At 41.8% G+C, this 25,230-nt stretch carries 28 protein-coding genes, 1 rRNA gene and 1 pseudogene; 7 read left to right on the top strand and 23 right to left on the bottom strand.

Features of this window, described 5'->3' with window-relative positions; translation table 11 throughout:
* Both ACIQCO_RS24805 and ACIQCO_RS24800 read right to left on the bottom strand, forming a co-directional pair.
* Positions 1-63 (bottom strand): 16S ribosomal RNA (locus ACIQCO_RS24805); the annotation flags it as partial.
* A 282-nt stretch (positions 64-345) separates the two neighbouring features.
* On the bottom strand, positions 346-576 hold the full coding sequence (locus tag ACIQCO_RS24800) for a hypothetical protein (RefSeq protein ID WP_400434282.1): 231 nt from the start codon (positions 574-576) through the stop codon (positions 346-348).
* Between the two features lie 142 nt (positions 577-718).
* Here ACIQCO_RS24800 and pdaB point away from each other — a divergent pair, with 142 nt between their 5' ends.
* Positions 719-1,471 (top strand): polysaccharide deacetylase family sporulation protein PdaB, encoded by a 753-nt coding sequence (pdaB, locus tag ACIQCO_RS24795; RefSeq protein ID WP_400434280.1) that lies wholly within the window; start codon positions 719-721, stop codon positions 1,469-1,471.
* A 204-nt stretch (positions 1,472-1,675) separates the two neighbouring features.
* On the opposite strand, the gene ACIQCO_RS24790 is transcribed toward pdaB, so the two are convergent.
* Positions 1,676-2,356 (bottom strand): KinB-signaling pathway activation protein, encoded by a 681-nt coding sequence (locus ACIQCO_RS24790; RefSeq protein ID WP_400434277.1) that lies wholly within the window; start codon positions 2,354-2,356, stop codon positions 1,676-1,678.
* A gap of 149 nt (positions 2,357-2,505) precedes the next feature.
* On the opposite strand from ACIQCO_RS24790, the gene gerD reads away from it, so the two are divergent.
* On the top strand, positions 2,506-3,132 hold the full coding sequence (gerD, locus tag ACIQCO_RS24785; RefSeq protein WP_400434274.1) for a spore germination lipoprotein GerD: 627 nt from the start codon (positions 2,506-2,508) through the stop codon (positions 3,130-3,132).
* 60 nt (positions 3,133-3,192) lie between these two features.
* Here gerD and ACIQCO_RS24780 read toward each other — a convergent pair whose 3' ends face one another.
* From ACIQCO_RS24780 to ACIQCO_RS24770, 3 genes are all read right to left on the bottom strand, one after another.
* Positions 3,193-4,248 (bottom strand): Mrp/NBP35 family ATP-binding protein, encoded by a 1,056-nt coding sequence (locus ACIQCO_RS24780; protein ID WP_400434271.1) that lies wholly within the window; start codon positions 4,246-4,248, stop codon positions 3,193-3,195.
* A gap of 144 nt (positions 4,249-4,392) precedes the next feature.
* Positions 4,393-5,100, bottom strand: coding sequence for an N-acetylmuramoyl-L-alanine amidase CwlD (gene cwlD / locus ACIQCO_RS24775; RefSeq protein ID WP_400434268.1), 708 nt, complete (start codon positions 5,098-5,100; stop codon positions 4,393-4,395).
* Positions 5,101-5,346: 246 nt separating this feature from the next.
* Positions 5,347-5,790: a YbaK family protein gene (locus tag ACIQCO_RS24770; RefSeq protein ID WP_387319209.1), complete on the bottom strand. Its 444-nt coding sequence runs from the start codon at positions 5,788-5,790 to the stop codon at positions 5,347-5,349.
* A gap of 478 nt (positions 5,791-6,268) precedes the next feature.
* On the opposite strand from ACIQCO_RS24770, the gene ACIQCO_RS24765 reads away from it, so the two are divergent.
* From ACIQCO_RS24765 to ACIQCO_RS24745, 5 genes are all read left to right on the top strand, one after another.
* Positions 6,269-6,982, top strand: coding sequence for an SDR family NAD(P)-dependent oxidoreductase (locus tag ACIQCO_RS24765; RefSeq protein ID WP_400434264.1), 714 nt, complete (start codon positions 6,269-6,271; stop codon positions 6,980-6,982).
* Positions 6,983-6,985: 3 nt separating this feature from the next.
* Complete coding sequence (locus ACIQCO_RS24760) at positions 6,986-8,017, top strand: S-adenosylmethionine:tRNA ribosyltransferase-isomerase (protein WP_400434261.1); 1,032 nt, start codon at positions 6,986-6,988, stop codon at positions 8,015-8,017.
* Positions 8,018-8,033: 16 nt separating this feature from the next.
* A complete protein-coding gene (locus ACIQCO_RS24755; protein ID WP_400434258.1) occupies positions 8,034-8,381 on the top strand; it encodes a VOC family protein in 348 nt (115 codons plus the stop codon).
* Positions 8,382-8,474: 93 nt separating this feature from the next.
* Positions 8,475-9,593, top strand: coding sequence for a GAF domain-containing sensor histidine kinase (locus ACIQCO_RS24750; protein WP_400434255.1), 1,119 nt, complete (start codon positions 8,475-8,477; stop codon positions 9,591-9,593).
* A gap of 11 nt (positions 9,594-9,604) precedes the next feature.
* Positions 9,605-10,246, top strand: coding sequence for a response regulator (locus ACIQCO_RS24745; RefSeq protein ID WP_400434252.1), 642 nt, complete (start codon positions 9,605-9,607; stop codon positions 10,244-10,246).
* Between the two features lie 101 nt (positions 10,247-10,347).
* On the opposite strand, the gene ACIQCO_RS24740 is transcribed toward ACIQCO_RS24745, so the two are convergent.
* From ACIQCO_RS24740 to ACIQCO_RS24660, 17 genes and pseudogenes are all read right to left on the bottom strand, one after another.
* Positions 10,348-11,934 (bottom strand): SagB family peptide dehydrogenase, encoded by a 1,587-nt coding sequence (locus ACIQCO_RS24740; RefSeq protein WP_400434249.1) that lies wholly within the window; start codon positions 11,932-11,934, stop codon positions 10,348-10,350.
* Between the two features lie 22 nt (positions 11,935-11,956).
* Positions 11,957-13,894, bottom strand: coding sequence for a TOMM precursor leader peptide-binding protein (locus ACIQCO_RS24735; protein WP_400434246.1), 1,938 nt, complete (start codon positions 13,892-13,894; stop codon positions 11,957-11,959).
* Positions 13,894-15,840, bottom strand: a complete 1,947-nt coding sequence (locus ACIQCO_RS24730) for a putative thiazole-containing bacteriocin maturation protein (protein WP_400434243.1) — start codon at positions 15,838-15,840, stop codon at positions 13,894-13,896. Before ACIQCO_RS24730 ends, ACIQCO_RS24735 begins: the two co-directional genes overlap by 1 nt.
* A gap of 167 nt (positions 15,841-16,007) precedes the next feature.
* Positions 16,008-16,349 carry a heterocycloanthracin/sonorensin family bacteriocin gene (locus ACIQCO_RS24725; RefSeq protein WP_400434240.1) on the bottom strand — a complete coding sequence of 114 codons (342 nt, stop codon included), beginning with the start codon at positions 16,347-16,349 and terminating at the stop codon, positions 16,008-16,010.
* Between the two features lie 256 nt (positions 16,350-16,605).
* Complete coding sequence (gene rpsI / locus ACIQCO_RS24720) at positions 16,606-16,998, bottom strand: 30S ribosomal protein S9 (RefSeq protein ID WP_066094763.1); 393 nt, start codon at positions 16,996-16,998, stop codon at positions 16,606-16,608.
* Positions 16,999-17,020: 22 nt separating this feature from the next.
* The gene (gene rplM, locus ACIQCO_RS24715; RefSeq protein ID WP_024027879.1) at positions 17,021-17,458 is read right to left on the bottom strand and encodes a 50S ribosomal protein L13; all 438 of its coding nucleotides are present in this window, start codon (positions 17,456-17,458) and stop codon (positions 17,021-17,023) included.
* A 245-nt stretch (positions 17,459-17,703) separates the two neighbouring features.
* Complete coding sequence (truA, locus tag ACIQCO_RS24710) at positions 17,704-18,441, bottom strand: tRNA pseudouridine(38-40) synthase TruA (protein ID WP_400434235.1); 738 nt, start codon at positions 18,439-18,441, stop codon at positions 17,704-17,706.
* A gap of 12 nt (positions 18,442-18,453) precedes the next feature.
* Positions 18,454-19,251 carry an energy-coupling factor transporter transmembrane component T family protein gene (locus ACIQCO_RS24705; RefSeq protein ID WP_400434232.1) on the bottom strand — a complete coding sequence of 266 codons (798 nt, stop codon included), beginning with the start codon at positions 19,249-19,251 and terminating at the stop codon, positions 18,454-18,456.
* Entirely contained in the window at positions 19,248-20,117 is an 870-nt protein-coding gene (locus ACIQCO_RS24700; protein ID WP_400434229.1) for an energy-coupling factor ABC transporter ATP-binding protein, read from the bottom strand. Before ACIQCO_RS24700 ends, ACIQCO_RS24705 begins: the two co-directional genes overlap by 4 nt.
* Positions 20,093-20,932 (bottom strand): energy-coupling factor ABC transporter ATP-binding protein, encoded by an 840-nt coding sequence (locus ACIQCO_RS24695; RefSeq protein ID WP_400434227.1) that lies wholly within the window; start codon positions 20,930-20,932, stop codon positions 20,093-20,095. The genes ACIQCO_RS24700 and ACIQCO_RS24695 overlap by 25 nt, the downstream gene beginning before the upstream one ends.
* A gap of 618 nt (positions 20,933-21,550) precedes the next feature.
* Positions 21,551-21,913, bottom strand: coding sequence for a 50S ribosomal protein L17 (gene rplQ / locus ACIQCO_RS24690; RefSeq protein WP_168241513.1), 363 nt, complete (start codon positions 21,911-21,913; stop codon positions 21,551-21,553).
* Between the two features lie 66 nt (positions 21,914-21,979).
* Positions 21,980-22,926: pseudogene (locus ACIQCO_RS24685) on the bottom strand (DNA-directed RNA polymerase subunit alpha).
* A 168-nt stretch (positions 22,927-23,094) separates the two neighbouring features.
* A complete protein-coding gene (rpsK, locus tag ACIQCO_RS24680) occupies positions 23,095-23,484 on the bottom strand; it encodes a 30S ribosomal protein S11 (protein WP_075689916.1) in 390 nt (129 codons plus the stop codon).
* A 21-nt stretch (positions 23,485-23,505) separates the two neighbouring features.
* Entirely contained in the window at positions 23,506-23,871 is a 366-nt protein-coding gene (gene rpsM, locus ACIQCO_RS24675) for a 30S ribosomal protein S13 (RefSeq protein ID WP_400434222.1), read from the bottom strand.
* Between the two features lie 23 nt (positions 23,872-23,894).
* The gene (rpmJ, locus tag ACIQCO_RS24670) at positions 23,895-24,008 is read right to left on the bottom strand and encodes a 50S ribosomal protein L36 (RefSeq protein WP_000868344.1); all 114 of its coding nucleotides are present in this window, start codon (positions 24,006-24,008) and stop codon (positions 23,895-23,897) included.
* A gap of 37 nt (positions 24,009-24,045) precedes the next feature.
* Positions 24,046-24,264: a translation initiation factor IF-1 gene (gene infA, locus ACIQCO_RS24665; protein ID WP_007085268.1), complete on the bottom strand. Its 219-nt coding sequence runs from the start codon at positions 24,262-24,264 to the stop codon at positions 24,046-24,048.
* A 263-nt stretch (positions 24,265-24,527) separates the two neighbouring features.
* A complete protein-coding gene (locus ACIQCO_RS24660; protein WP_400434078.1) occupies positions 24,528-25,178 on the bottom strand; it encodes an adenylate kinase in 651 nt (216 codons plus the stop codon).
* Between the last annotated feature and the right edge of the window lie 52 nt (positions 25,179-25,230).

Here is a 25,230-nt window from a genome sequence, read left to right as displayed (position 1 = left end):
GACTTGCATGTATTAGGCACGCCGCCAGCGTTCGTCCTGAGCCAGGATCAAACTCTCCAAGAAAGTTGATTAGCTCATTTGTTACGTTGGCTTAGCTTCATATAATGAAACTAAAAAATATTGTTTGTTGACGTTTTTGTTTGTTTAGTTTTCAAAGAACAAATTGTTATCATCGCTCAAAAGCGACTTTATTAATATAACATCCGTTGACCGTAATGTCAATGACTTTTTTCAAAGTTATTTAATACGTCATCAGCGACGTTTATTAATATAACAAGATAATAAATAAATGTCAACGCATTTTCTTAAAAATATTTGGTAGAAGAAATTCTTCAATATTAATCATTATCCCTTTTTCCTGTCCTTCTTTCCTCTCCTCATATATTTTAAACATTCATTTGGTGAAGCAACCCGTCTAAATAATGTAAATAAGATTTTATATCTTTCTTCCATTGCTCTTTTCACGATTTGATCAATACGTTCATCCCGTAAATCAAATAATATTTCATCCATTTCTCTTTTAATAAGGTATTCCATTTCTTTTACTTCTTTTTCGTTTATTAGAAGTCCAAACATTGAATAACCTCCAGCGGAAGAATTTAGTTATAGTAGTCTTTTCCAATAATTGAAATTTTTATTATAAAAATCTTAAATCATAATTTTAATCATACAAGCATAGGTATTAGACAAGGATGGTATTGGACGAGGTGGGAGCCAGATGAAATTCTTTTTAATTGTAAACGGAAAATCTTTGAAAAACATTGTACTTATTTTGATAGCTGCTTTTTTTACCGCTGGGTTTCTTTACATGGAAAACCATGCACAAATACCGGTCTTTTCAACCAAGGATGGGCCGAAAGCCGTTTATCGCGGTGAAAAGGATCTTGCACTCACCTTTAATATTGGCTGGGGCGATGAGAAGGCTGAACCGATTTTAGACATACTTAAAAAAGAGAATGTTAAGTCGGCCACGTTTTTCTTGGCAGGGTCATGGGCTGAACAGCACCCTGACATCGTCACTCGAATTGTAAAGGATGGGTTTGAAATTGGGATTCTTGGTTACGAATACGTAGACTACATGGATGTCGTGGATGTTAAAATTGGTCAGGACATTTCAAAAGCTCAGGAAGTCTTTAAAAAGTTAAATGTGAAGGATATAAAACTTCTGCGGGCACCAACTGGACATTTCGATAAACGGACCTTGAATATCGCTAAAAGATATGGGTATACGGTGGCCCATTGGCGGATTGATTCAAAGGATTGGCAAAATCCCGGAGTTGCAAAGATTGTGGAAAATGTAAAAAAGGCTGATAAGGGCGATATTATTCTACTCCATGCCTCAGATTCAGCCAAACAAACTGCGAAGGCGCTCCCACTGATATTAGAGGATATCCGTCAAAAGGGGCTAAAGCTTGTATCGGTTTCTGAAATGATCGCGAACGGAGAAATTCATTCAAAGGCAATTAACTAAATCGAAAAGCGCAAGCGCCCGTTTAGCGGCGTATAGACTGGAGCGCTTCGACTGAGATAAAGGAAACACGATGAGCGGAGCGAATCGATGTTGACTTATCGTAGGGAGAAGAGCGAAGTCTACTAGCCGTTGGGCGCTGGAGCTGGACAATTCTCAAAATTCATTGATGCAATTTCTGAAAACTATAAAAAACCGGCCATTGCTTTAAATGGACGGTTTTTTGTTCATTTTCTTACTATTTTTCGCTTTGTTACCAGATTCGCTTTTACGTTGTTGTCTTTCCTGTTCTGATTTCTTATTAAGTTTATGAAGGATTAATACTTGGTAGGCATTACAGGCCAATAAGGCAAACAGCATTAAATAGAACCAATTCTGTGAATTTATTCTAAGAACCGGAACCCACTCCACTAACGTTGCAACAACCATAAAGAAAAGTGTGGGAATAAACGCCTCCCGATTGGTTTGTTTACTTTTTATCCAAGCAGCAATTTGCCCGGCAACAAGCAGCAACAGTGCGGGAACAAAATAAAGCAGAATAGAATCTCCCGGCTTGGCAAAGTTTACATAACGTAAATAAACTAAATCAAATAACCCAAATAATATTAGGACAACCTGAATTCCATTCCAAAGGGCAGCGGATTTAAAGATTCCTAAACCAAACCGATGAATGGTTAAATAGGCGAAAAAGCCCATTTGACTGATGACGCTAAAGAGAAATCCCATAACAATTAACCAAATAAGGGCCGAAATAATATCGCCAATTTTTAAATGTACAAAATAAGGCTGCAATTCATGCCAGCGCACAAACAATCCCACAATAGCCGTCGTGACCCCGCCAACTAATAATGTGTTCCAAAACAGTTTTACCAAATTACGGCTTGTCACACAATAAACCCCCATGCTAGTAAAATAAATTCCCTACTGATTGTACCAAGCCCGATTTGAAAAATCCATAATTTGCGTTACTTACGAATAATCTTCGCTGATTTTCTTCATTATAAAATTAAGGATTCTTATGTGAAAGGAGCTTGAAAATGAAAGTAAAAAATATAGTGCTCCTCCTGCCCATCATGGTGTTCTTGACGAGCTGTTCGTCGGGTGATACAAGCAGTGGAGGGCAAATAGATTACGATCAGACCAAGAAAATGGTTGTCGATATCCTAAAAACAGACGACGGAAAGAAAGCGATTCAAGAGGTCATGTCCGATGACAAAATGAAGGAAAAGCTGGTTATGGACCAAAAGGTGGTCTCCGACACCATTCAACAAACCCTTACATCAGATAAAGCGACTGAGTTTTGGAAAAAGACCTTTAATGATCCAAAATTTGCTCAAGGTGTAGCGAAAAACATGAGGTCCGAAAATGAAAAATTATTAAAGGAATTAATGAATGATCCCGAATACAGAGGAATGATGATTGAGGTTTTTAAAGAACCCGAAATTCAGAAAGAGCTGGCAGATGCCCTAAAAAGCAAAGAATACCGCGAACATCTTCAGAAGGTCATTACGGAGACGGTCGATAGTCCCCTATTTAAGGTTAAAATGCAAGAGATTCTGCTAAAAGCGGCAGAGGACATGAAAAGCAAGGAAAGTGGCAGTAAAGGAGACCAAGGCGACAGTAAATCCAGCGGTGAGCAAGGCGGCGGCGGTGGCGGCTCTTAAAAAAGATAGGAGCATTTCTAAAAAGTAAAAACCTCTCCCGCTGGAAGAGGTTTTACTTTTTTACTTTTTCAACAGGCTTACCGTCTTTTCGGCAATTTCTAAATAAATTTTTCCAATCTGGTGATCTTCCTGATACACAGAAGGAGCAAAGTCTTCATCATTCCAATCCGGCTGGTTCAGCGGCAGGCGCCCAAGCACCTCTGTATTCAATTCTTCCGCCAATTTATCACCGCCGCCTTGGCCAAATACATATTCTTTTTCACCGGTTAACTTGCTTTCAAAGTAAGCCATATTTTCAATGACACCAAGCACCTCATGCTCCGTACGAAGCGCCATCGCACCGGCACGCGCCGCCACAAAGGCTGCTGTTGGATGCGGTGTAGTGACGATAATTTCCTTACATGCTGGCAGCATGGTGTGAACATCTAAGGCCACATCCCCGGTACCCGGCGGTAAGTCTAATAGTAAATAATCGATTTCTCCCCACTCAACTTCATTGAAGAAGCTGTTTAACATTTTACCCAGCATCGGGCCGCGCCAAATAATTGGGGCGTTATCCTCGACAAAAAAGCCCATGGAAATCACTTGGACGCCAAATCGTTCTACAGGGATAATCTTTTCGCCGCGAACAACCGGCCGTTGTGTAATTCCCATCATATCAGGAACGCTGAAACCATAAATATCAGCATCAATGAGTCCTACTTTTTTACCAAGACGCGCAAGGGCAACAGCGAGGTTAACAGATACCGTTGATTTACCCACGCCGCCTTTTCCGCTCGCGATTGCAATAAATGTTGTTTGATCGGAATTCAGCAGGTTTTTATCTTTCTTTTCTGGTTCAGCATGTCGGTGTGCAGCTAAAACCTCTTCAGGAAGCTCGCTGAAACGGATTCCCACCGTTGCCGCTCCGGCTTCTTTTAATACGTTAACAATCTGGGTTTGCAGCTGTAATTGTTCGCTCGTCCCCGTTCTTGCAATTCCTATCTTGACGCTGACATGGTTCTTTTCTTCCTTAATCTTAACTTCCTCAATTGCATTTAATTCAGCTAATGTCTTATGTAAAAATGGTTCTTTGAGGCTGCCAACAACCTCACGGACGCTCACTTCTGTTAACATAAAAAAACACCTCACCTTTTGAATTCGTTTCCATACCTAAGTATATCATAACTAAGCAAAGAAACAGTTAAATGAATCACACTATAATTCCTATCAAAAAATAGGAAACAGCCGATAAAAAAGGAGGACGGTTGCCCGCCTTCCTTAATCAGTTTCCTTTAATTCCTTTTCATTCGTAAAATAACGCATAATACCATTATTTATCGATGCGGCTACCTTATTCTGGTAGGGCTCAGTTTTTAACAATTCCTTTTCTGTTGGATTGGAAAGAAAGCCAACTTCAACCAATATTCCTGGTTTTTTAGCATGCTTTAAGATATAAACATTATTGATTGGCTTCGCTTTTCGAGTTGTATTCTCCAAGTTCTTACGGAGTTCTTCCTGAATAAATTTAGCCGCTCTGGCATTTTCCTTATGATGGGGTGTATAGAAGGTTTGGGCACCGCTCCATCTAGCTGATGGAATCGCATTTAGATGGATGCTGACAAAAAAGTCATTATCGGAGCTATTAATCATTTTTAATCGCTGTTTCAAATCCTCAACTTTTCTTCTACTGTAGCCCTTTACATCAGGGGCGGCCAGGTCTTTATCTGTTTCCCTCGTCATAATAACTAGGGCGCCCTGCTCCTGAAGATAATCCCTGACTTTAAGCGTAATTTCTAAGGCAATGTCCTTCTCAAGCGTTTTGCCAGTTCCAGCTCCGCCATCCGGTCCGCCGTGTCCTGCATCAAGCAAGATGATCTTCCCTGATAATGGCAGATTCCATGAATTCCATGAATTATTTTCGGAAAAATCATGCTGTAGTATAAGAAATAACACAAGTAATCCTGCAATAAAGCTGATAATTTTCAATCTGCGCTTTGACAACCCAAATCATTCCTTCCCGCTCGTCCCTGTTTCAATAAAATATATGGGACAAGGAGCGGTTTTAGAACTGTAGGAAAGAAAAGCGGAAGCGCCTTGCTCAGGGGCGACAGGCATAAGACGGGCCGGCGAGAAGGCTGTTTTTTTAGCCTTCTTGACGGATTGGCTTATGACCCGATCCCCTAGGCGCTGAAGCTGGACAGTTATCAAAGTAAAAGTACAATTTTAATCATGTTAGTGAAGTCGAAGCTTGTGGCGCCTTTGGCCTTTTTCGTAACCTTCCCGCCACCAGACGTGAATATATTGTTCGCATAGGTAGTAAAGGGATTCACTCATGGTGCCTTCCTCTCCATTTCCCCAATAGAGTAAAAAGTTGTACAGCGTATCAATAAGGTGTTTTTCTTCGCGAAAGCAGCGTAAGCGCACTGCTTCCATATCCTCGCCATAATAGCCAAACTTGCTGAATTTTGCTCCTAATAAGAAGGCTTCCAGTGCCACATCGTAACAAGCTTCCTCGATTCCTGTATTCATCACAAAGCTTGAGGCGATTTTTGTCGACCCAAAGTATTGTCGTACTCTTTCTTTCAATGTATTGATCGATAACTCCTTCAATACGGAGCGCTCGTATTTTATTTGTTTTTCTCGTCTCTTTTCTTTAAAGGATGTAATCACAGTCACTTCATTTTCACCTCTTAGAACTAGTCTTTATCCCGCGTTCATAAGAAATGCAAAGTGGCTTTTTCCAATTTTTTATTCCTGTGAGTACGATCCCAATTAAAGCCGGCCCCAACCCATTTTGTCCTTTGGAATCCACCTAAAGGACAATTTCCTCTTTTTCCAACTGGTTTAGTCCATTAGAACAGCTCTATTGGACAATTTCATTCTTTTTCCAACTGGTTTTGTCCATTAGAACCGCTCTATTAGACGGTTTCACTCCTTTTCCAACTGGTTTTGTCCATTAGAACCGCTCTATTGGACGCCTGTTTCATTTCACTCTTATTCCAATTGGATTTGTTCTTTGAAAACCTAATAAAAGACTTGTTTGTCCCTTTTCTCCTCCAAAAGTTGTAGATAAAGTTCAAGCTTTTTTCTGAGGGGGGATTTGGAAGAAACCAGTATGCTTAAGACATCAAGTTATGAAGGGGAGAACACATTTATGAAAAATAAAGTTGTAATGATTACTGGGGCCTCCAAAGGTTTGGGCAGGGCGTTAACATTGGCATTTGCAAAAGAAGGAGCAAAGTTGGCGATATGTGCAAGGTCTGCGGAAAACCTACTAAGAGTGAAGGAAGATGCCAAGGGTTTCGGTGCTGAAGTACTGGCGGTTACCGCTGATATTTCCAAATCGAGGGATGTGGAGCGATTCGTTGCGCTGGCTGAGGAGGAATATGGCCATATTGATGTCCTGATCAATAATGCTTCTATTTTAGGGCCAAGTCCAATGCCACTGCTTCTCGATTACCCTGAAGAGGACTTTGCCGAGGTGCTTCGCGTGAATGCAGTTTCGCCTTTTCTTGTAACGAGAAGAGTAATTCCGGGTATGCTGGAACGGAATCAAGGATCGATTATCAATGTAACATCCGAAGCAGGTAATACGGGATTTGCGGGTTGGGGCGCATATGGAATTTCAAAATTTGCCGTTGAGGGCCTCACGCAAACGTGGGCAGATGAATTAAGTGAGACCAACGTCCGCGTCAACATGGTCGATCCGGGAGAAATGGACACAAACATGCACCAATTAGCTGTTCCCGATTGCGATTACCCATTGGCTAAACCGGAAGATGTTGTACACGTATTTTTATATCTCGCTTCAGATAAGGCAGCAGGAATTAATGGCCAGCGGTTTGCCGCCCAGTCAGAGGAGGTGTAAGGAATGGCAGCGATTAAAGCGTTGGATTTTTACCTTCCAGATGAACTTAATGCTTCCCATCCTCCAGAAAAACGAGGCTTGCGAAGAGATCATGTCCGGATGATGGTGCTGGACCGGACAACGGGAGAAATCAAACATGACCGTTTCTTTCACTTAGCAGATTATCTCCAGCCCGGGGACCTGGTTATTTTAAATAATAGCCGCACCATACCTGCGGTTTTACAGGCCAAATGGTTAAGAAACACTGTACCTATCGCACCAAAGGTTGAAATCCGGCTGGCAAGGCGCCGTGGCGAAGATATGTGGGAAGCGCTTATTGTAGCAAACACTGTTAAAACAGGCGATATTTTGCAATTTTCACCAGAATTATCTGCAACGGTGATCGGTGAAAAGGCGAATTCCCCACTTAAGCTCATTCATTTTTCAAAAAAAGGAACGGATCTATTCAATATTATCTATGCCTTAGGCGAGCCGGTCCGTTATGAATATATTGAGCAGCCATGGGAATTGGATTACTATCAAACGGTTTTTGCCAGCCATCCCGGTTCAGTGGAGATGCCTTCTGCCGGCAGGGCCTTTAGCTGGGAGCTGTTATTTGAATTGAAGCGCAAAAATATACAGGTTGATTTTATCCAATTGCATACAGGGTTGAGCTATTTGCTTGATGATAGATTGATTCAAACACCCGAAGATAATGATGAGGAGTATCATATCTCTGAGAGTACAATGGAGAGGATTCTCGAAGCAAAACTGGCCGGTAATAAGGTAATCGCGGTTGGTACGACAGTGGTTCGGGCTCTTGAGACTGCAGCTAAGAACGAAGCGCTATCAGGGATGACAAACCTATATATCAATCAACAATACCCTTTAAAAATTGCAGATGGAATCATTACAGGATTGCATGAACCGAAGGCCAGCCACCTCGATATGCTTTCTGCCTTAATATCTGAACGTCACTTACTCAATGCCTATAATCAAGCCATCAATGCCGGCTATTTATGGCATGAATTTGGCGATATGAATCTAATTATATGATTGGGGGGCCTCTTTCATGCGAGTCCATCATTTTGGTTTAGAAGTGAACAATCTGGAGGAGTCTGTCGCTTTTTATAAAAATTACTTGGGCTTTCAGGAAGAATGCAGAATGTTTTTCCTCGGGGAAGAGATTGTGTTTCTTGCCTTAGGGGACTTCAGACTTGAGTTAATCTCTGGGCGCCAGGAAAACGATAAAACGAATCATATTTGTATTGAGGTATTTGATCTCGCCGAAATAATCAACCGGTTTGATGCCAGCCGAAAAATAGAAGGACCATACAAACTAGAGAATGGCTGGCAAACTGTTTTTTATGAAGGACATGATCAGGAAACAATAGAATTTTTGCAGACAAGACCTGTTTAAAAGAAAATTGCCCGTTGCCCCAACAGTAGAAGTCTGAAGATTGTAAATAAGCTATAATAAAAGTAGATACTTCAAAGCAGAGGGGAAACTGCAATGTCTATAGAGACTGGATACGAGGAAATCAGCATTTTAAAGGAAATCGCGGAGCTTTTAAATGAAGGAACAGATACCAATGCGGTGTTGTCTGGTGTTTTGAAAAGACTTCTCCATGTGACTGGACTGCAAACAGGCTGGATCTTTTTAATTGATGAAAATGGCAGCCATCAGCTCGCAGCCGATGAAGCCCTGCCACCTGCTTTAGCAAATGACGATAAACAAAGGATGTGCCAGGGTAAGTGCTGGTGCGTAAATAAATACAATAATCGACAACTAAATAAAGCATCGAATATTATGGAATGTAAACGAATTGAGGATGCTATTGCAGAGAATGCCGGTGAAACGTGCGGCCTGACCCATCATGCTACGGTCCCGCTACGGGCTGGTCAGGAACGGTTCGGCATATTAAATGTAGGTTCGCCAAACAAAACGCATTTTCAGAAAAACGAACTTGCTTTGCTCGAAGCGGTTGCCTATCAAATCGGGACTGCCTTGAAACGAATCAAACTGACCCAGCGGGAACAAGAGACAGCGCTTGCTGCCGAACGAAATCGGCTGGCGAGGGATCTGCACGATTCCGTTAATCAGCTTTTATTTTCCCTCAGTCTTACCGCAAGGGCAGGAGTTGAAATGACACAAAATAATGAAGTAAAACAAACGTTTAGTTATATGCAGGATTTGGCCCAGGAAGCTCTTAGGGAAATGAGAGCATTAATCTGGCAGCTCCGCCCGCGTGGTCTGGAAAATGGATTGGTAAGTGCCTTGAAAAGTTATGCCGATATGCTTGGCCTGTCGATTGAAACCAAGGTGACAGGAGTAGCAAGCATTTCTGGAAAGGTGGAGGAAGCGTTGTGGCGGATCGGCCAGGAGGCCCTTGCCAATTGTAAAAAGCATTCCCAGACAACAGAAGCGGTTTTATTTTTCGATGCTTCCAATGATGGGGTGGTGATGACAATCAAGGATGGAGGCTGTGGCTTCCATTATGACCAAAATCATACGATCCCCTCATTGGGATTAAAAAATATGAAAACACGGACTGAAGCGTTATGTGGGACGTTTCAAATAACAAGTATGCCGGGAAGCGGGACAGAAATACAGATCCACATTCCGTTCTAGGGGGAATTCTAGTGAATATACGCGTATTAATAGCTGATGACCATCATGTTGTTAGAAGAGGCCTCGTCTTTTTTCTTCGCACCCAAAAAGGGCTTGACATTATCGGGGAAGCCGCAAATGGAAAGGAAGCCGTTGAGCTGGCAAAGTTACTAAAGCCGGATATTATTCTAATGGACTTGGTGATGCCTGAAATGGACGGAATTCAAGCAACAAGGTTGATTAAAAACAAGCATCCTGAAATCAAAATTTTGATGTTGACCAGCTTTTCAGATCAAGACCATGTCATCCCCGCGCTTGAAGCAGGTGCTTCCGGATTCCAGTTAAAGGACATCCAGCCTGATGAACTTGTCACATCAATCAAAAAAATCATCAGCGGAGAAAACCAGCTGCATCCGACAGCTACTTCGCATCTCCTGGCCAATTTGTCCAATAAAAGCAAACAGGAAAGAAATTTACTAGAGGAATTAACCAAAAGAGAGCTGGATGTTTTAAAAGAAATTGCTAAAGGAAAAAGCAACAAAGAAATTGCCGCCTCATTATTCATTACAGAAAAAACTGTTAAAACACATGTATCCAACCTTTTATCAAAGCTCGAACTGGCTGACCGGACACAAGCTGCCCTATATGCGGTGAAAAATCAATTAGTAGACTAAACGGATATTGAGTAAAAATCATATCCGTTTTCTTATGTAAAAAAGACCCCCAACCAGCCGGTTAAGAGCCTTTAAATTAATAAATGTTATCCATGTCTCTCCTAGCTAAGCAACCTTCCTTTTAACCAGGCGCGGGGCCGGTATGGCCCCACCGGGATTTGGATCAAGCTGGTTTTTCCTTTCGAATTAATTCTATAAAGTTCATCACATTGGTTCGCATCAAATCCTAATAGTGGGTGCCCTCCCATTCCTAAGCCACACGACAACAAGAGCAATCGTTGCACGAATATGCCCGTTTCCATTTGTTGAATGCGGTATCCTCGATATCCCAATTCCTTTTTGAGGTGTTCCTTGTCTCCCACAACATGCAGAACTAGCGGAACTTGATACAGATTTATATTGGGCATTGTTAATCCATATTGTAAAAACTCCCGAAAATCCCCTTGAGTTATTCTCCGAAGTGCATGAGCGCTTTTGTCATAAGCGTAAGCACCATTGGGAACTCCCTCCACGTTATAAAAACTGCCGTATAAAGAAACCCGGGTCTCTGCATTCCCATATCTGTCGTCAAGGTCATTCTGATACGGTAAGGAAAATGTCTCTCTTAACAAAGTGGATAGTTGCGTTTGACTAACTTTACCCATCATAAAATCAATATCAGGAGAATGCCGTTCTCTAAAAACGGATGCGAGATCGTAAGAAAAGCGCTCAGCAAAGGGAAGCAAGAGCATTTCCGAATCTAAGGAAAGTTTCACACTACTATCTTTCTTTATCTTCACAAACGACTCTGTTGTTTCATACATCGATGCCTCATTCATTTTTCTGAGCATCGGATAATCAATAACCCTCTTTGAACGGGTATAGGAAACATGCTCCAATAGTGGCACTTCCCGACATAATTCAGTGGCAGAAACAATCTCCCCTCTATTATGTTCGTCTTCAACACTATTGTTAAATGGATTAACAGATAATGGAATAACTGCATATACACTTTCATCCTGATCGGACAGCCCAAGCAAATGATTAATAGACTGATCAAGAAATTGGTAGCATACCAGAGATGAAAACCCCATCGCAGTGCCCACTTCTAAAGATTGCCCAATTAACACACCTGCATCTAACCCTTGGAGCCTGTAGGAAAAGTTATTGTATTTATAAAAATTTTTCCAAAAGAGCGTCGAGACAAAAACAGTACAGAAACAGTCAGAAAGATCACAGCTATTCCCAAGACTCCTTGATAAGTAGGAATCGTAATTTCCTTCTCGCAGCAAAAGGAGGCGGTGATGTGCCGCATCATAATGGTAAATTCCCATTGGTGCGTCCTTCAGCTTTACATACACATATAATTCATTGGGATATAACGCCCCGCCAGAGGGTACAAATCGGCGGAATAACTGTGCATAACTCACAGCAGTTTTTCCCTCGGTGTCCTCGATTAAAGCGGATTGAGCGTATTGAGTAATGCCATACACATACCATAAGAAATGACCTAGCTCCTGCAGACTAGGTTCTGCCTGATCTTCCCGTCCGCTCAAAGTTAATGGTACATCTGCACTCAGTGGAATCTCTGGTAAGCCGCGGTACAGTTTATAAGGAAGCGGTGCATCCTCCCAGTCCACTTGCCAATCTGGCGGAGCAACTTTTCCCGTATCAAAGTGAAGATGATGTACAAATGTTTCTAGCTCCAATCTTACACCTCCTACTTTTCAATTATGGGAATGGGTGGGGATAGGGATTAAGCTGTTCATACGATAATGGCTGTTTGATAAATCCAAGTTTCATTGGCACACTAAGGACCCTCTCCAGCCCTTTCACACGGGTCAGGTGGTGTCCGAATGTCATCGGTAACATCCCAGGGATTAATACTTTCACACAGAATAATCCATTCCGTTTGATTATCGGTGTCGTTTGATCCACCACAATGACCTCCAGATCTAACTCGCGGAACCTTTGAAGAATATCCTGAAGATCTTCAAGCAAATCAATATTTGCAGGCGGCTCCTTAAATTCTTCTGCAAACGTACGTAATGGACGTTGATCATCCAATAAAAAATTCAGCCTTTCCTCTGCTTCTCGCAGCCCGTAGAGCAAACCATGGTCCTCCATGGTACGTACTTCATACGGGTTCTGTAACATATGTTGATATTTCTGCTGGTTTGCCTCCAATTTTTCATCATGCACCATCATTCCCGCAAGCTCGTAAATTGCGCTTTTTACAGCCCTTATAGGATCAGGGTTAGCTCCGGCTGCACAAATGATGTTTACACCCTTAGATCTTCTATTTTTTGCCACTGCCCATACGCTTGGAATCGCATGTTCCATCGTCGAATTGTAAAAATGAAGGTCATATCCCGCCACCTCACGCATACGGTCGACCATCAGCTGTAATTCTTTATCGTTAGCCGAACTAAGGTCAAGACGCGGAAGGGGAAGTTTTGCATACCAGGTTAACAAAAATGAATCTCGCTCGACAACCTCCATAATGGCATGAAAAATAGCTTCTTCTAAACTCCCCCCTAAGGCACATCCATTAGAGGTTTCATAAACAATGCCCTCCCCATACCCCAAACTGTAATAGGCGAGTAACTCCGGAACCAGTATCGGACGTTCTTGTAAAAACGAATAGCCCCAGACCCAATTCATTGGGTCATCAGGATGAAACGGTTTAAACGGAAAATGAGGCATTGCATATTGTTCCTTTTCATGCAAACCCACTCTTGTAGGATTTAGGGCATTTTGCTTTAAATTACGATAACTATCACGAACTACCGTCCTCTTGCCGCGGGGCTCGATCCCGCAATATCGTTCCAACCCCTCTAAAATGGCAGTCAGCTCACTCATTTCATACGAATTAGACCGGCCAGCGACTCCCTCGTCCGCTTCAAATAACGGCATGTTCACTAAAACATCAGCAAATGGCAGCGTGAAATCCTGCATTTTTCCATTCATGACACCAGTACGAAAATCCAGATAGTCTTTGACCAGTACTGTTTTAAATTCATCCATTGAACGGCTGCGATAACCACTGCCATTAATTTTAGGGCTGGATTCTAACCTAATTTGAGCTAATTCAGGAGTATCATCAGGTAATGGCCTGCAAATCGGGCACAAGGGATTAGGCAAGAAAAGGTGACTATAATTGGTTAACGTTCTTAGGTTAATAATGAACAATCTTTCTTCTAAATTGCTGGGTTCTCCTTGAAGAACCCTCTGCGCTTCGTTACATATCAAAGCTGCCATTTGTAAAAGTCCTGTTCTTGATGCCCATGCATCTCGCATGACACCTTCTCCCGCTGCCATTCTTTGTTGTAGCTGCCAATTTTCTTTCTGATCGGATCCAGCTATAATAAGCCGTATGTCGGCGCAGCAAGAACATCCCGGTGTATCGGGGCGCACTAAAGGTCCAATGATTCCCTCCCCAAAAGAAACGAAACCTCGCAGCCACGGGATACCTGTGTTCCTGTATTTTTCTTCCGCTTTTTGATAAATGACTGGATTCCAGCCATCGTGCAGCACCAGAGCTAATTCTGTTTCTCCGGAAACCTCTTCTAATTGGCTTTGACGCCTTACGAGATAATTTTTGGATAATTGATCAAAGACATAATCCGCTAATAAACCCTCTCCGTCAATGACAATATGGGCGGCCATTAGGATTCCTCCTCTCGAACCTGAACACCATACACCCCTGCCATTTCCTGTTTTAAAAACGGTTCGAACGCAAGATCATAAACGAAAAGAAGTTTGCTGTTCTGGTTCAAGACCTGAATGGATGATTGTAATAGCTCCAATTGTGTCATTTCTTCACAAGATGGGATTTCGAGTTTAAACTCCTTTTCTTTCAAAAAAACAGCTGACTCCGCTATCCTTTCGGTTGCATGCACCTGATTTTGTTTATCCATAAGCGCTTGTTGTAATGCGCTCCGTAAAGCAAGCGTTGTATTTAACCCTGTACTTGTGTACCAACGTCCCTCGGACTTTACCCATATTACGGGGAAGCCCAGTATTTCATTATCTAAACCGATGGACGGTGCACCATTTAAGGTAGTCAGGGCATTTAAATAAAATCTGCAGCGTTGATCTTCAATTTCTCCCAGTTGTACGTGAAAAATAGGCTTCAGTCGATCGTGCTTTTTATTTCTCCATTCTTTCTCTAAATAGTCATGCAAGCCGCGACAAACTGCCTCTTCAATTGTTTCCCCTGCACCAATGCCGATCAAAGCCCCTGGTATGTTTTCACCAGTCTTCTCTTTTTGATCACTACATCCCTTGATCAATTGTGAAACATACATTTCAATACCAGTCAGTCCCGCTTCCCTCTTTGCCTCCTCATGTGTAAAACCTGAACAGACAACCTCTGGCAGGAGGTCTGCTGGTCCCTCTGACATTGGATTAACCGCTTGAACATAGCACTGCGAAAGAGGAAGTTGTTTCAAGTTTCGCTCCTCCCAGGTATGGAAAATCCCTGTTTCTTCCGAAGTTAATAGACTGAAATATTCCAAGAGGTTACTCGAGGGTTCGTTTTTACTCCTTTCTTGCCTTATCCTTAGATCAAGATCTTCCACCAGTCCAGAAGAGATACTTTTATTTGTAACCAATGGATGTGTAATGAATGAAATCCAGTCTCCTTCCAGGGTTTCAAGATCAAGTTTGTAAATTTGGCTACTCTGATTGGACCCGGCAATTCCTGCAGCCTTTTTGAAAAATTCGAATACGGTGACATTGGCCAGAATGGCTCCGGCAGTTGTAGAGAAAGATTGCGGCTGACGATCTAATTGCAATGAAGATTGATGGGTTCGGCGCCATGCTGACTCCCAGCATCCCTCTGATTCCGGATGGACCAATGGACCAGCAAGCCCCACTTGGTCTAAACATATGGCGGGGAAAAATCCTTTCCTTTGCTCTTTGCAAACCATATTCAGATCCTTTAGTTCTTTTACATTTCCATCCTGAGAGACATATAGAATCCAATCATATGGATGCAAGGCTTCTTGCCAAAAACTCCTTCCGTCCTTTTTTCCATATGGTACCTGCTCTACCTCCACTTCACAGTCAGCATTGTAGGCATTGTGTACTAACTCATTTATCCGCAATTGATTTGTAGGTACTGAATCGGTCAACATGAAATGGAATTTGGGAAGTCCCGATTCAATTAATGCAGCAGCCAATGAAACCATAAAGAATCCAGAACCGATAGCCAGAACTTTAGCTTGACGGTATTCTTGAAAACGGTAGGCGCCAGAATCCACGAAATTTTCAATAAATTCAATTTGTGAAGCATACTTTTCTAGGACTTTAGGGTTTAAATCATGTGTTCTATCTTGGCTAACATCACGAACAAAGCCATTCTTGTACAAGGTTTCTCCTATCTCATATACCCTGTTGCGATACGGAGCCGTTAATCCCTCTGTTAAATCTCCCAATGATTGCTCGCCGTTAAACATCGGTACTAATTGTTCAATCCATTGGTAAATCGTATTTCCTTCCATTCGGAAAGAACTTAAGTTATTTCTAAAATACACACCACCCTTTGAATCTGGCAGATAAAATGAATCCCTTTTGACCTTTAAACGTGTGGACGAGTTAAGTTTTGTCATTCAGCTCCTCCTTAATTCAAATCAATCCTAATTATGCACTATCATTTTATGTTCATTTATTTGTCCATTATGCTTAACCAAAAAGAAGTGCCTCCTGCGGCACATGTCCATGCAGGGGGCACTTTCTTATTAAAAAATAACTATTTTTTTCTGTGACTCCAAAACAACTAAATAAAACCAAGACCGAAGCCAAAACAACCAAAACCGATACCGAAACAGCTAAAACCGAAGCAGCCGCCACAGCCGCCACAACCAAAGCCACAACCGCCACAACGGAAACCGCCACAGCCAAAGCCACAACGACCGAAACCTCCGCAACGACCGAAACCTCCGCAACGACCAAAGCCCCCGCAACGACCAAAGCCCCCGCAACGCATTCCAAACACACGCGCATCTTGGCTCTGAGGATCTATAGGAATTAATTCACCCACTTGGTAATGATCCATTCCTAATGATTGTAAACCATTCTGAAAATTATGCATTTTTTCCTCCCCTTTGTATTTAATCAACAGGTTGCACCTGAAAGAGAGTGGAAATGAAGGTAATTTGTCAGTTTTGTATAAATTAAACTTTAAAGTACCTCGAGTCCTCTCTCCAACAAAATATGAATTTTTTAGGTTGTTGTCACTGATTTAACAGCCTATTTTACGTTGAAGGTGTAAATAAAATGTTGCACACTATACGAAGCATTTCGGGGACAAAAGCAATTTTTAAGTAAAAAAAGACCCCCAACCAAAATGGTTGAGAGCCTTTGAACGCCAATAATTAACGTTTTGAGAACTGAGGTGCACGACGAGCGCCTTTAAGACCGTATTTTTTACGTTCTTTCATACGTGGATCACGAGTTAATAATCCAGCGCGTTTTAATGTTGGACGGTATTCTGGATCAGCTTGCAATAATGCACGAGCAACACCGTGACGGATTGCGCCAGCTTGACCAGTGTATCCACCACCGCTTACGTTTACAAGAACATCATAGCTGCCAACTGTTTCAGTAGCTACTAATGGTTGTCTTACAACAACACGTAATGCTTCAAATGGGATATAATCTTCTATTTCACGACCATTAATTACAATTTTACCTGTGCCTGGAACTAAGCGCACACGTGCGACAGAGCTCTTACGACGGCCAGTACCGATATATTGAACTTGTGCCATAGGTTTTGTCCCTCCCTCTTAATTAACCGCGAAGTTCGTAAACTTCAGGTTTTTGTGCTTGGTGCGGATGTTCTGCGCCAGCGTAAACGTGTAATTTTTTAAACATTTGACGACCAAGAGAATTCTTTGGAAGCATGCCTTTAACAGCAAGTTCGATCATTTTCTCAGCATAATTTGTACGCATTTCCAAAGCAGTTCTTTGCTTTAAACCACCTGGATGCATAGTGTGACGGTAGTAAATTTTATCATTTAATTTATTACCAGTTAATTCAATCTTTGATGCGTTAAGAATGATTACATTATCACCAGTGTCAACATGTGGTGTAAAAGTAGGTTTGTTTTTACCACGTAAGATTGATGCTACTTCAGAAGCAAGACGACCAAGAGTTTTGCCCTCAGCATCAATCACGTACCATTTACGCTCGATATTGTTGGCATTTGCCATAAACGTTGTACGCATGAGTTTCCCTCCTAATTAAATCCGTTAAAAGATTATTTTTCGCACTTTTAAAGCAATCAACGATTCGATTCTGTTCCGGGAATGAACGTTAAAAACCCTTGTGCGCTCAAGTTTTCGATTCATATATTTTCAATCACGATTAAGACTTTCCGGGGCTTTATCGTGGGATTAAAAACACACACATATAATATAATAAATACTTACAGTCCAATTGTCAAGAAAATGTTACACCAGGTCGGGTTGCTTTAATAAAAAACTTCACAAAGATACAATCCCCGTGCCGGCGCTGTTTTCCCTGCGAAACGCCGATCTTTTTTTTCTAAAATAACCGGTATATCCTCAGCCGAAATGTCTCCTGAGCCAACGGCTAGTAAAGTTCCCACCAGTATCCGAACCATATTATATAAAAAGCCATTCCCGACAAAACGAAGGGTCAGTAAGTCACCATCGCTAATAAAATCGATCGCATCAATCGTGCGGATTTTATCCTCCACCTCTGTCTTTGCAGAGCAAAAACTAGTAAAGTCATGGGTCCCAAGGAAATATTTACTTGCTTGCCGCATTGATTCTACATTTAATCCGTAAGGGTATTGGCAAGCAAATTTCCGCCGGAAAGGGTCCCTTTTAGGAGATAAATGCAGCATATAGCGATATTCTTTCCCAACAGCATCGAAACGTGCATGAAATGACGCGTCTGCCTTCAGAACCGATAGAACTGAAATATCTTCTGGCAGCATCGAGTTCAAAGCGATTTCCCACTTTTGCTCTGAAATAGCAAGTGGCGAATCAAAGTGAATGACCTGCCCCTTGGCATGAACGCCCGCATCAGTACGGCCTGAACCAACGACCTTTATGCTGGCCCCTTTATGCATTTTTGCCAACATCGCTTCTAATTCTGATTGGACCGTCCGTTTATTGGGCTGGACCTGATAACCGGAAAATCCCGAGCCATCATAGGAAATAACACATTTATACCTTTGCATCGTTTCGCCCCATTATGAACGTAATAAGAATAAAAGAATGGTTAACATACCTAATAGTACTAGCTGCAGGGAATCGGCTAAATGCCAGCTTAATTGCCGGTATTTTGTCCTGCCTTCCCCGCCGCGGTAGCCTCTAGCCTCCATCGCAATCGCCAGTTCTTCCGCCCTTTTAAAGGAACTGACAAACAAGGGAATGAGCAGCGGGATTACCGCCTTAATTCGTTCCTTGAATGGACCACTGGCAAATTCAACTCCACGGGCAATTTGCGCCTTCATAATTTTATCAGTTTCCTGCATTAATGTCGGAATAAAGCGCAAAGAGATCGACATCATCAACGCCATTTCATGTACTGGAAACTTCACCTTTTTTAAAGGATTCAATAAGGTTTCAAGTCCGTCGGTAATCTCAATAGGGGTAGTCGTTAATGTCAGCAATGAGGTCATTAGAATTAAGAAGAAGAATCGTAAAGAAATAAAAATCCCCATTCTTAAGCCTTCTTCATAAATTTTCACAGGTCCCCACGAAAGCAAAAGCGCACCTTCCTTTGTAAAAAACAGTTGCAGGACTAAGGTAAACAGAACAAGCCAGAGCACAGGCTTAAGTCCTCCATATAAAAAGCGAACCGGAATCCGTGACATTCCCAGCATGAAAAAAGTATAAATACCAATTAGTGCATACGTTACTGCATTGTTAGCTAGAAAAATAATACAAACAAATAAAAAGATAATAATGAGCTTTGACCGGGAGTCCATCTTATGAATAACGGAATCTGCCGGTACATAACGGCCGAAAATCATTTTTTCCATCATGAGCGTACACCTCTGCTTAAGGCCTCTGTTACCGCAGCAGACAGCTCTTCGATAGACAGATAAATTCTTCCTAACTTCATGCCTGTTTTCTCCTCCAGCTTAAGCTGAAAACGAACCACTTCCGGAACATCGAGCCCCATTTTAACCAATTCAATTGGGGAAGAGAAAATCTCCTCTGGTGTCCCCTGGTTGACAACCTTGCCTTGCTGCATGATGACAATTTGGTCTGCGTATCTGGCCGCATCCTCCATACTATGTGTGACTAATATTGTCGAAAGATTTCGATCCTTGTGAAGCGCATAAAACATGTCCATAATCTCCTTGCGGCCGCGCGGGTCTAATCCCGCGGTAGGCTCGTCCAAGACAATCACATCAGGCTCCATCGCCAATACTCCAGCAATCGCAACCCGCCGCATTTGACCACCTGAGAGATCAAACGGTGACTTTTCTAAAATCTCTTCCGCGAGACCGACTTGTTTCAATGCCTGCCTTGCCCGTTGCTTTGCCACGGGCTCCGATACACCGAAATTTAGCGGTCCAAAGATGATATCCTTTTCAACAGTTTCTTCAAATAATTGATGCTCAGGAAATTGAAAAACAATCCCTACCTTTTGACGCACATGCTTCAAGTTCTTGTTTTTCTGCTGCGCTTTAATTTCGCGGTCACCAATTTTGACGGTTCCGTTTGACGGCTGCAGGAGGGCATTCAAATGCTGCAAGACTGTGGATTTACCAGAGCCGGTGTGACCAATGATTGCCATGTATGTTCCTGATGGAATATCAATGGAAACATCCTCTATCGCCAGCCGTTCAAAAGGAGTGTTTGCCTGATATCGATAATCTATATGCTGAAGCGAGATGTCCATAGCTCTGTCACCAACTCTTCTTCCGATAAATAATGTTTAGATAAGTCAATTCCTTTTTTCCGAAAAGCTTTGCTCATTTTTACTGAGAAGGGAATATCCAATCCTAATTGAATCAATTGCTCATCCATCGAGAAAATCTCTTCCGGCGTCCCCTCGCGAAAAACTTCTCCTTTATTCATGACAATAATGCGATCCGCTTTTGCGGCTTCCTCTAGGTCGTGGGTAATTGAGATAACAGTTAAAGCTTTCTCAGCTTTTAAAAGTCTGACCGTTTCTAATACCTCCTCACGTCCTCTTGGGTCAAGCATTGACGTCGCTTCATCGAGAATAATAATCGAAGGTCTTAAGGCAAGTACACCGGCAATAGCTACCCGCTGTTTTTGTCCACCTGATAGATGGTGGGGCTCTTGATACAGAAATTGATCCATTTTCACTTTTCTTAATGAATCCTCGACTCTTCGGACCATTTCATCTCTGGGTATTCCATTATTTTCTAGACCAAAAGCCACATCATCCTGTACCGTTGTTCCAACAAATTGGTTATCAGGGTTTTGAAAGACCATCCCAATCTGTTTACGGATATCCCATATCGATTCTTCGTTAAGCGGCATGCCGCAAACAGTAATCTCACCTTGCTGCGGAAACTGCAAGCCATTAAGAAGCTTTGCCATCGTCGATTTACCGGAACCGTTATGTCCAACGATTGCCAGCCATTCCCCTTCATAGATGTCGAAACTGACATGGTTTAACGCATACCGTTCCTGTTCATCGTATTGGAAAGAAACTCCCTTTAACGATACAATTGATTCTTTCATCGAATATATCCTCCTCTCAACTCAACTGAACTCATCTCTATGTCTTAATATATATACTATAAAATCTAGGAATTTTCTAGATTGGCTTTTTCCATGGATTCGGCTGATTTCAGCCACGTATAACCCTTCTATTGGACACTTTTTTCAATTCGCTACCCATTTTGTCCATTAGAACTCGTCTATTGGACATTTCTCTTGATTCAGAAGCTGCTTTTGTCCTTTAGAACGTTTCTATGGGACAGTTTTCTCTATTTGATACACATTTTTGTCCATTAGAACGCCTCTATTGGACAAAAATCGAACATATACAGCTAATAATGTCCATTATAACAAAAAAAGCCCGCACCTCGTCCCCTGGCAGCACGTGTTTAAACTGCGTTTAAAAGGGATTTCTATAAAAGAAATGGGAGGAGGTGCATGAGCTAGACGGGGCGTGAAGAGAATAAAATTAAACTTTCTAGAAAAAGCAATCCTCGCTCCATTGATGGAGTCACGCTCATCATAACACTCGTTTTGGCTTGGGTCTAACATGATATAAAATTTCCTTTACAGAAAAAGGGCAAAGAACAAGTTTGTTTGTAAACTGTCCAGCGCCCTTGTTGTCTGTTAAAGCTTTTATTAAACTAACTCGATAATAACCATTGGTGCACCGTCACCGCGGCGTGGTCCAAGTTTCATAATTCGAGTGTATCCACCTTGACGCTCTTGATAACGTGGTGCGATATCAGCGAAAAGTTTTTGTATTGCACTTGTATTATTTTCAGCATCAGCTACTTCATTACGAACATATGATGCAGCTTGACGGCGAGCATGTAAATCCCCGCGTTTGCCTAGAGTGATCATTTTTTCAACAGTCACACGAATTTCTTTCGCACGAGTTTCTGTTGTTTCGATGCGCTCGTTGATAATTAAATCTGTTGTTAAATCACGCAGCATAGCTTTACGCTGTGCACTTGTGCGTCCTAACTTTCTGTATGCCATGAAGGGTTCCCTCCTTTGTTGAAGTCATAAAGCGGAATTTAAGCAGCGTTACAAACGAGCACAAAATCAGTCGTCTTTACGCAGGCCCAATCCAAGCTCTTCTAGTTTCGCCTTCACTTCTTCGAGTGATTTGCGGCCTAAATTACGTACCTTCATCATATCTTCTTCAGTCTTATTTGCTAATTCCTGAACAGTGTTGATACCAGCACGCTTTAAGCAGTTGTAAGAACGAACAGAAAGATCTAGTTCTTCAATTGTCATTTCCAGAACTTTTTCCTTTTGATCTTCTTCTTTTTCTATCATAATTTCAGCATTTTGCGCTTCATCAGTTAACCCGACGAAAATATTCAAATGCTCAGTCAAAATTTTCGAACCAAGAGCAATCGCTTCTTTAGGCCCAGTGCTTCCATCTGTCCAAACATCAAGCGTCAGCTTATCAAAATTAGACATTTGTCCCACACGGGTATTTTCTACCTGAAAAGACACACGTGATACTGGCGTATAAATGGAGTCAATCGGAATTACACCAATTGGCTGATCTTCTCTTTTGTTCTGTTCAGCTGGTGTATAACCACGTCCACGTCTTGCCGTTAAACGCATGCGAAGATGTCCATTTGTCGCTAATGTCGCAATATGAAGGTTGGGATTTAAAATCTCAACATCACTGTCATGGGTAATATTGCCTGCCTTGACAGGTCCTTCGCCCTGCACATCAATTTCAAGTGTTTTTTCTTCGTCAGAATAGACTTTTAAAGCGATTTTCTTAATGTTTAAAATGATGGATGTTACATCCTCTACGACGCCTTCAATTGTTGAGAACTCATGAAGTACCCCATCGACCTGAATCGATGTAACAGCGGCACCTGGGAGTGAAGATAATAGGATACGACGTAAGGAGTTACCCAAAGGGGTAACATATACAAGCGCTCAAGTGGCTCTACGACGAACTTACCGTACTTGGCATCATCGTTGATCTCAACCGTTTCGATTTTTGGTTTTTCTATTTCAATCATCAAATAACCCTCCTTCAAAACGTCGAAACCTCAATTAGTCATAAATGATAATTGAAATTCCCCCATGTATACGTTCCCGTTTTGTGCACAACAACTGGAATAAATTTTCTGGAAAAAATAAGTATCATATCCATTATAGACGCATGATACGAGTTCTATACAGAAAAATTAAACACGACGGCGTTTTGGTGGACGGCATCCATTATGAGGAACAGGTGTAACGTCTTTGATTGCTGTTACTTCAAGACCAGCAGCTTGAAGAGCACGGATTGCAGCTTCACGTCCTGCGCCAGGTCCTTTTACAGTAACTTCTAAAGTCTTCATACCGTGTTCAATGGAAGTCTTAGCTGCAGTTTCAGCCGCCATTTGTGCTGCGAACGGAGTAGATTTACGAGAACCTCTAAATCCAAGCGCACCTGCACTTGACCATGAAATTGCATTACCATGAACATCAGTGATAGTTACGATCGTATTGTTAAATGTTGAGCGGATATGCGCGATACCAGCTTCAATATTCTTTTTAACACGACGTTTACGTGTATTCGTTTTACGTGCCATTTAAATAACCTCCTTTGCCGATTACTTCTTCTTGTTCGCAACAGTCTTACGAGGACCTTTGCGTGTACGAGCGTTGTTTTTCGTATTTTGACCACGAACCGGTAAACCACGACGATGACGTAATCCGCGGTAGCAGCCGATTTCCATTAAACGCTTAATGTTAAGAGAAACTTCACGGCGAAGATCACCTTCAACTTTTAACTTGTCGATGATGTCACGGATTTTGTTTAATTCTTCTTCAGTTAAATCACGCACACGAGTATCTGCAGAAACACCAGCTTCTGCTAAAACTTTTTGTGCGGTATTTTTACCAATACCATAAATGTAAGTTAATGAGATTACTACACGTTTTTCACGTGGAATATCTACACCAGCAATACGTGCCATATTGAAGCGCACCTCCTTCAAAATTAACCTTGTTTTTGTTTATGTTTAGGGTTTTCACAGATAACCATAACTTTTCCGCGTCTACGGATAACTTTGCACTTTTCGCAGATCGGTTTAACAGATGGTCTTACTTTCATTATCCTAACCTCCTTAATGGTACGGAGTGCAAGCTGATTATTTGAAGCGGTAAGTAATTCTTCCGCGTGTTAAGTCATATGGAGAAAGCTCAACAGTCACCTTGTCACCCGGAAGGATTCGAATGAAGTGCATTCGAATTTTACCAGAAACATGAGCTAGCACAGTATGACCATTTTCTAATTCTACCTTAAACATTGCATTTGGCAAAGTTTCAATAACTTTACCTTCAATTTCAATAACATCATCTTTGGCCATCATCTCGTCTCCCTTCTGATCATTGTATATAAAGCAATTCTTCTCAGTCGTACTACAATAGCAACCTTATAATACTAACATATTGTTCGTCTTCTGTCCGCAAGTAATTTCTACATTATCAGGAATAAGCAATTCCTCATGTAAGTCTTGCCCAACTCTCGGTCCTACATACTCAGTACAATAGAAAAGCTTTTGCTTCCACATACCTATGATTTCTTTTGAAGAGATGTTCGAGAGTCGCTCAATTGTTTCACTAACGACCATTAATGCAAGTCCTCAAGCAATTGCTCGATATCAGCGAATACTTTGTGAATATCCTGCTGACCATCAATCGTGCGGAGGTAGCCTTTTGTTTCGTAAAAAGTTAGTAATGGCTCTTGCTGTTTGATATTGACGTCTAAGCGATTTTGAACGGTATCAGCATTATCATCTGCTCGTTGATAGAGCTCGCCGCCGCAGCGGTCGCACACACCCTCTTTTGCAGGAGGATTAAATATTAAATGATAAGTCGATCCACATTCTTTACAAATTCGGCGTCCTGTCAAACGATCCATTAGAATACTCTTGTCAACATTTATATTAATCACATAATTGATTTTTTTATTTAAATCAACTAATAGATTTTCCAATGCCTCTGCTTGAGGTACTGTTCTAGGAAAACCATCTAGTAGGAAGCCTTTTTGACAGTCTTCTTTACTTAATCGTTCCCGTACAATGCCAATCGTTACTTCATCAGGAACAAGTTCACCTTTGTCCATAAAGGATTTTGCTTGTATTCCTAAATCCGTTCCTTCTTTCATCGCTGCACGGAACATATCTCCTGTAGAGATATGAGGGATGCCGTATTGATCGACGATTTTTTCAGCCTGAGTACCTTTACCGGCACCTGGAAGGCCCATTAATACTAAATTCACACGTGTTCCCCCTCGTGCTGTAAATAGGGTTCAGGGAACCAGCGGCCCCCAA

The sequence above is a fragment of the Neobacillus sp. NPDC093127 genome, from assembly GCF_044754175.1.
Taxonomy (GTDB): domain Bacteria; phylum Bacillota; class Bacilli; order Bacillales; family Cytobacillaceae; genus Neobacillus.
The sequence above is the reverse complement of the archived record's forward strand: the minus strand, read 5'-3'. Positions and strand labels throughout refer to the sequence as shown.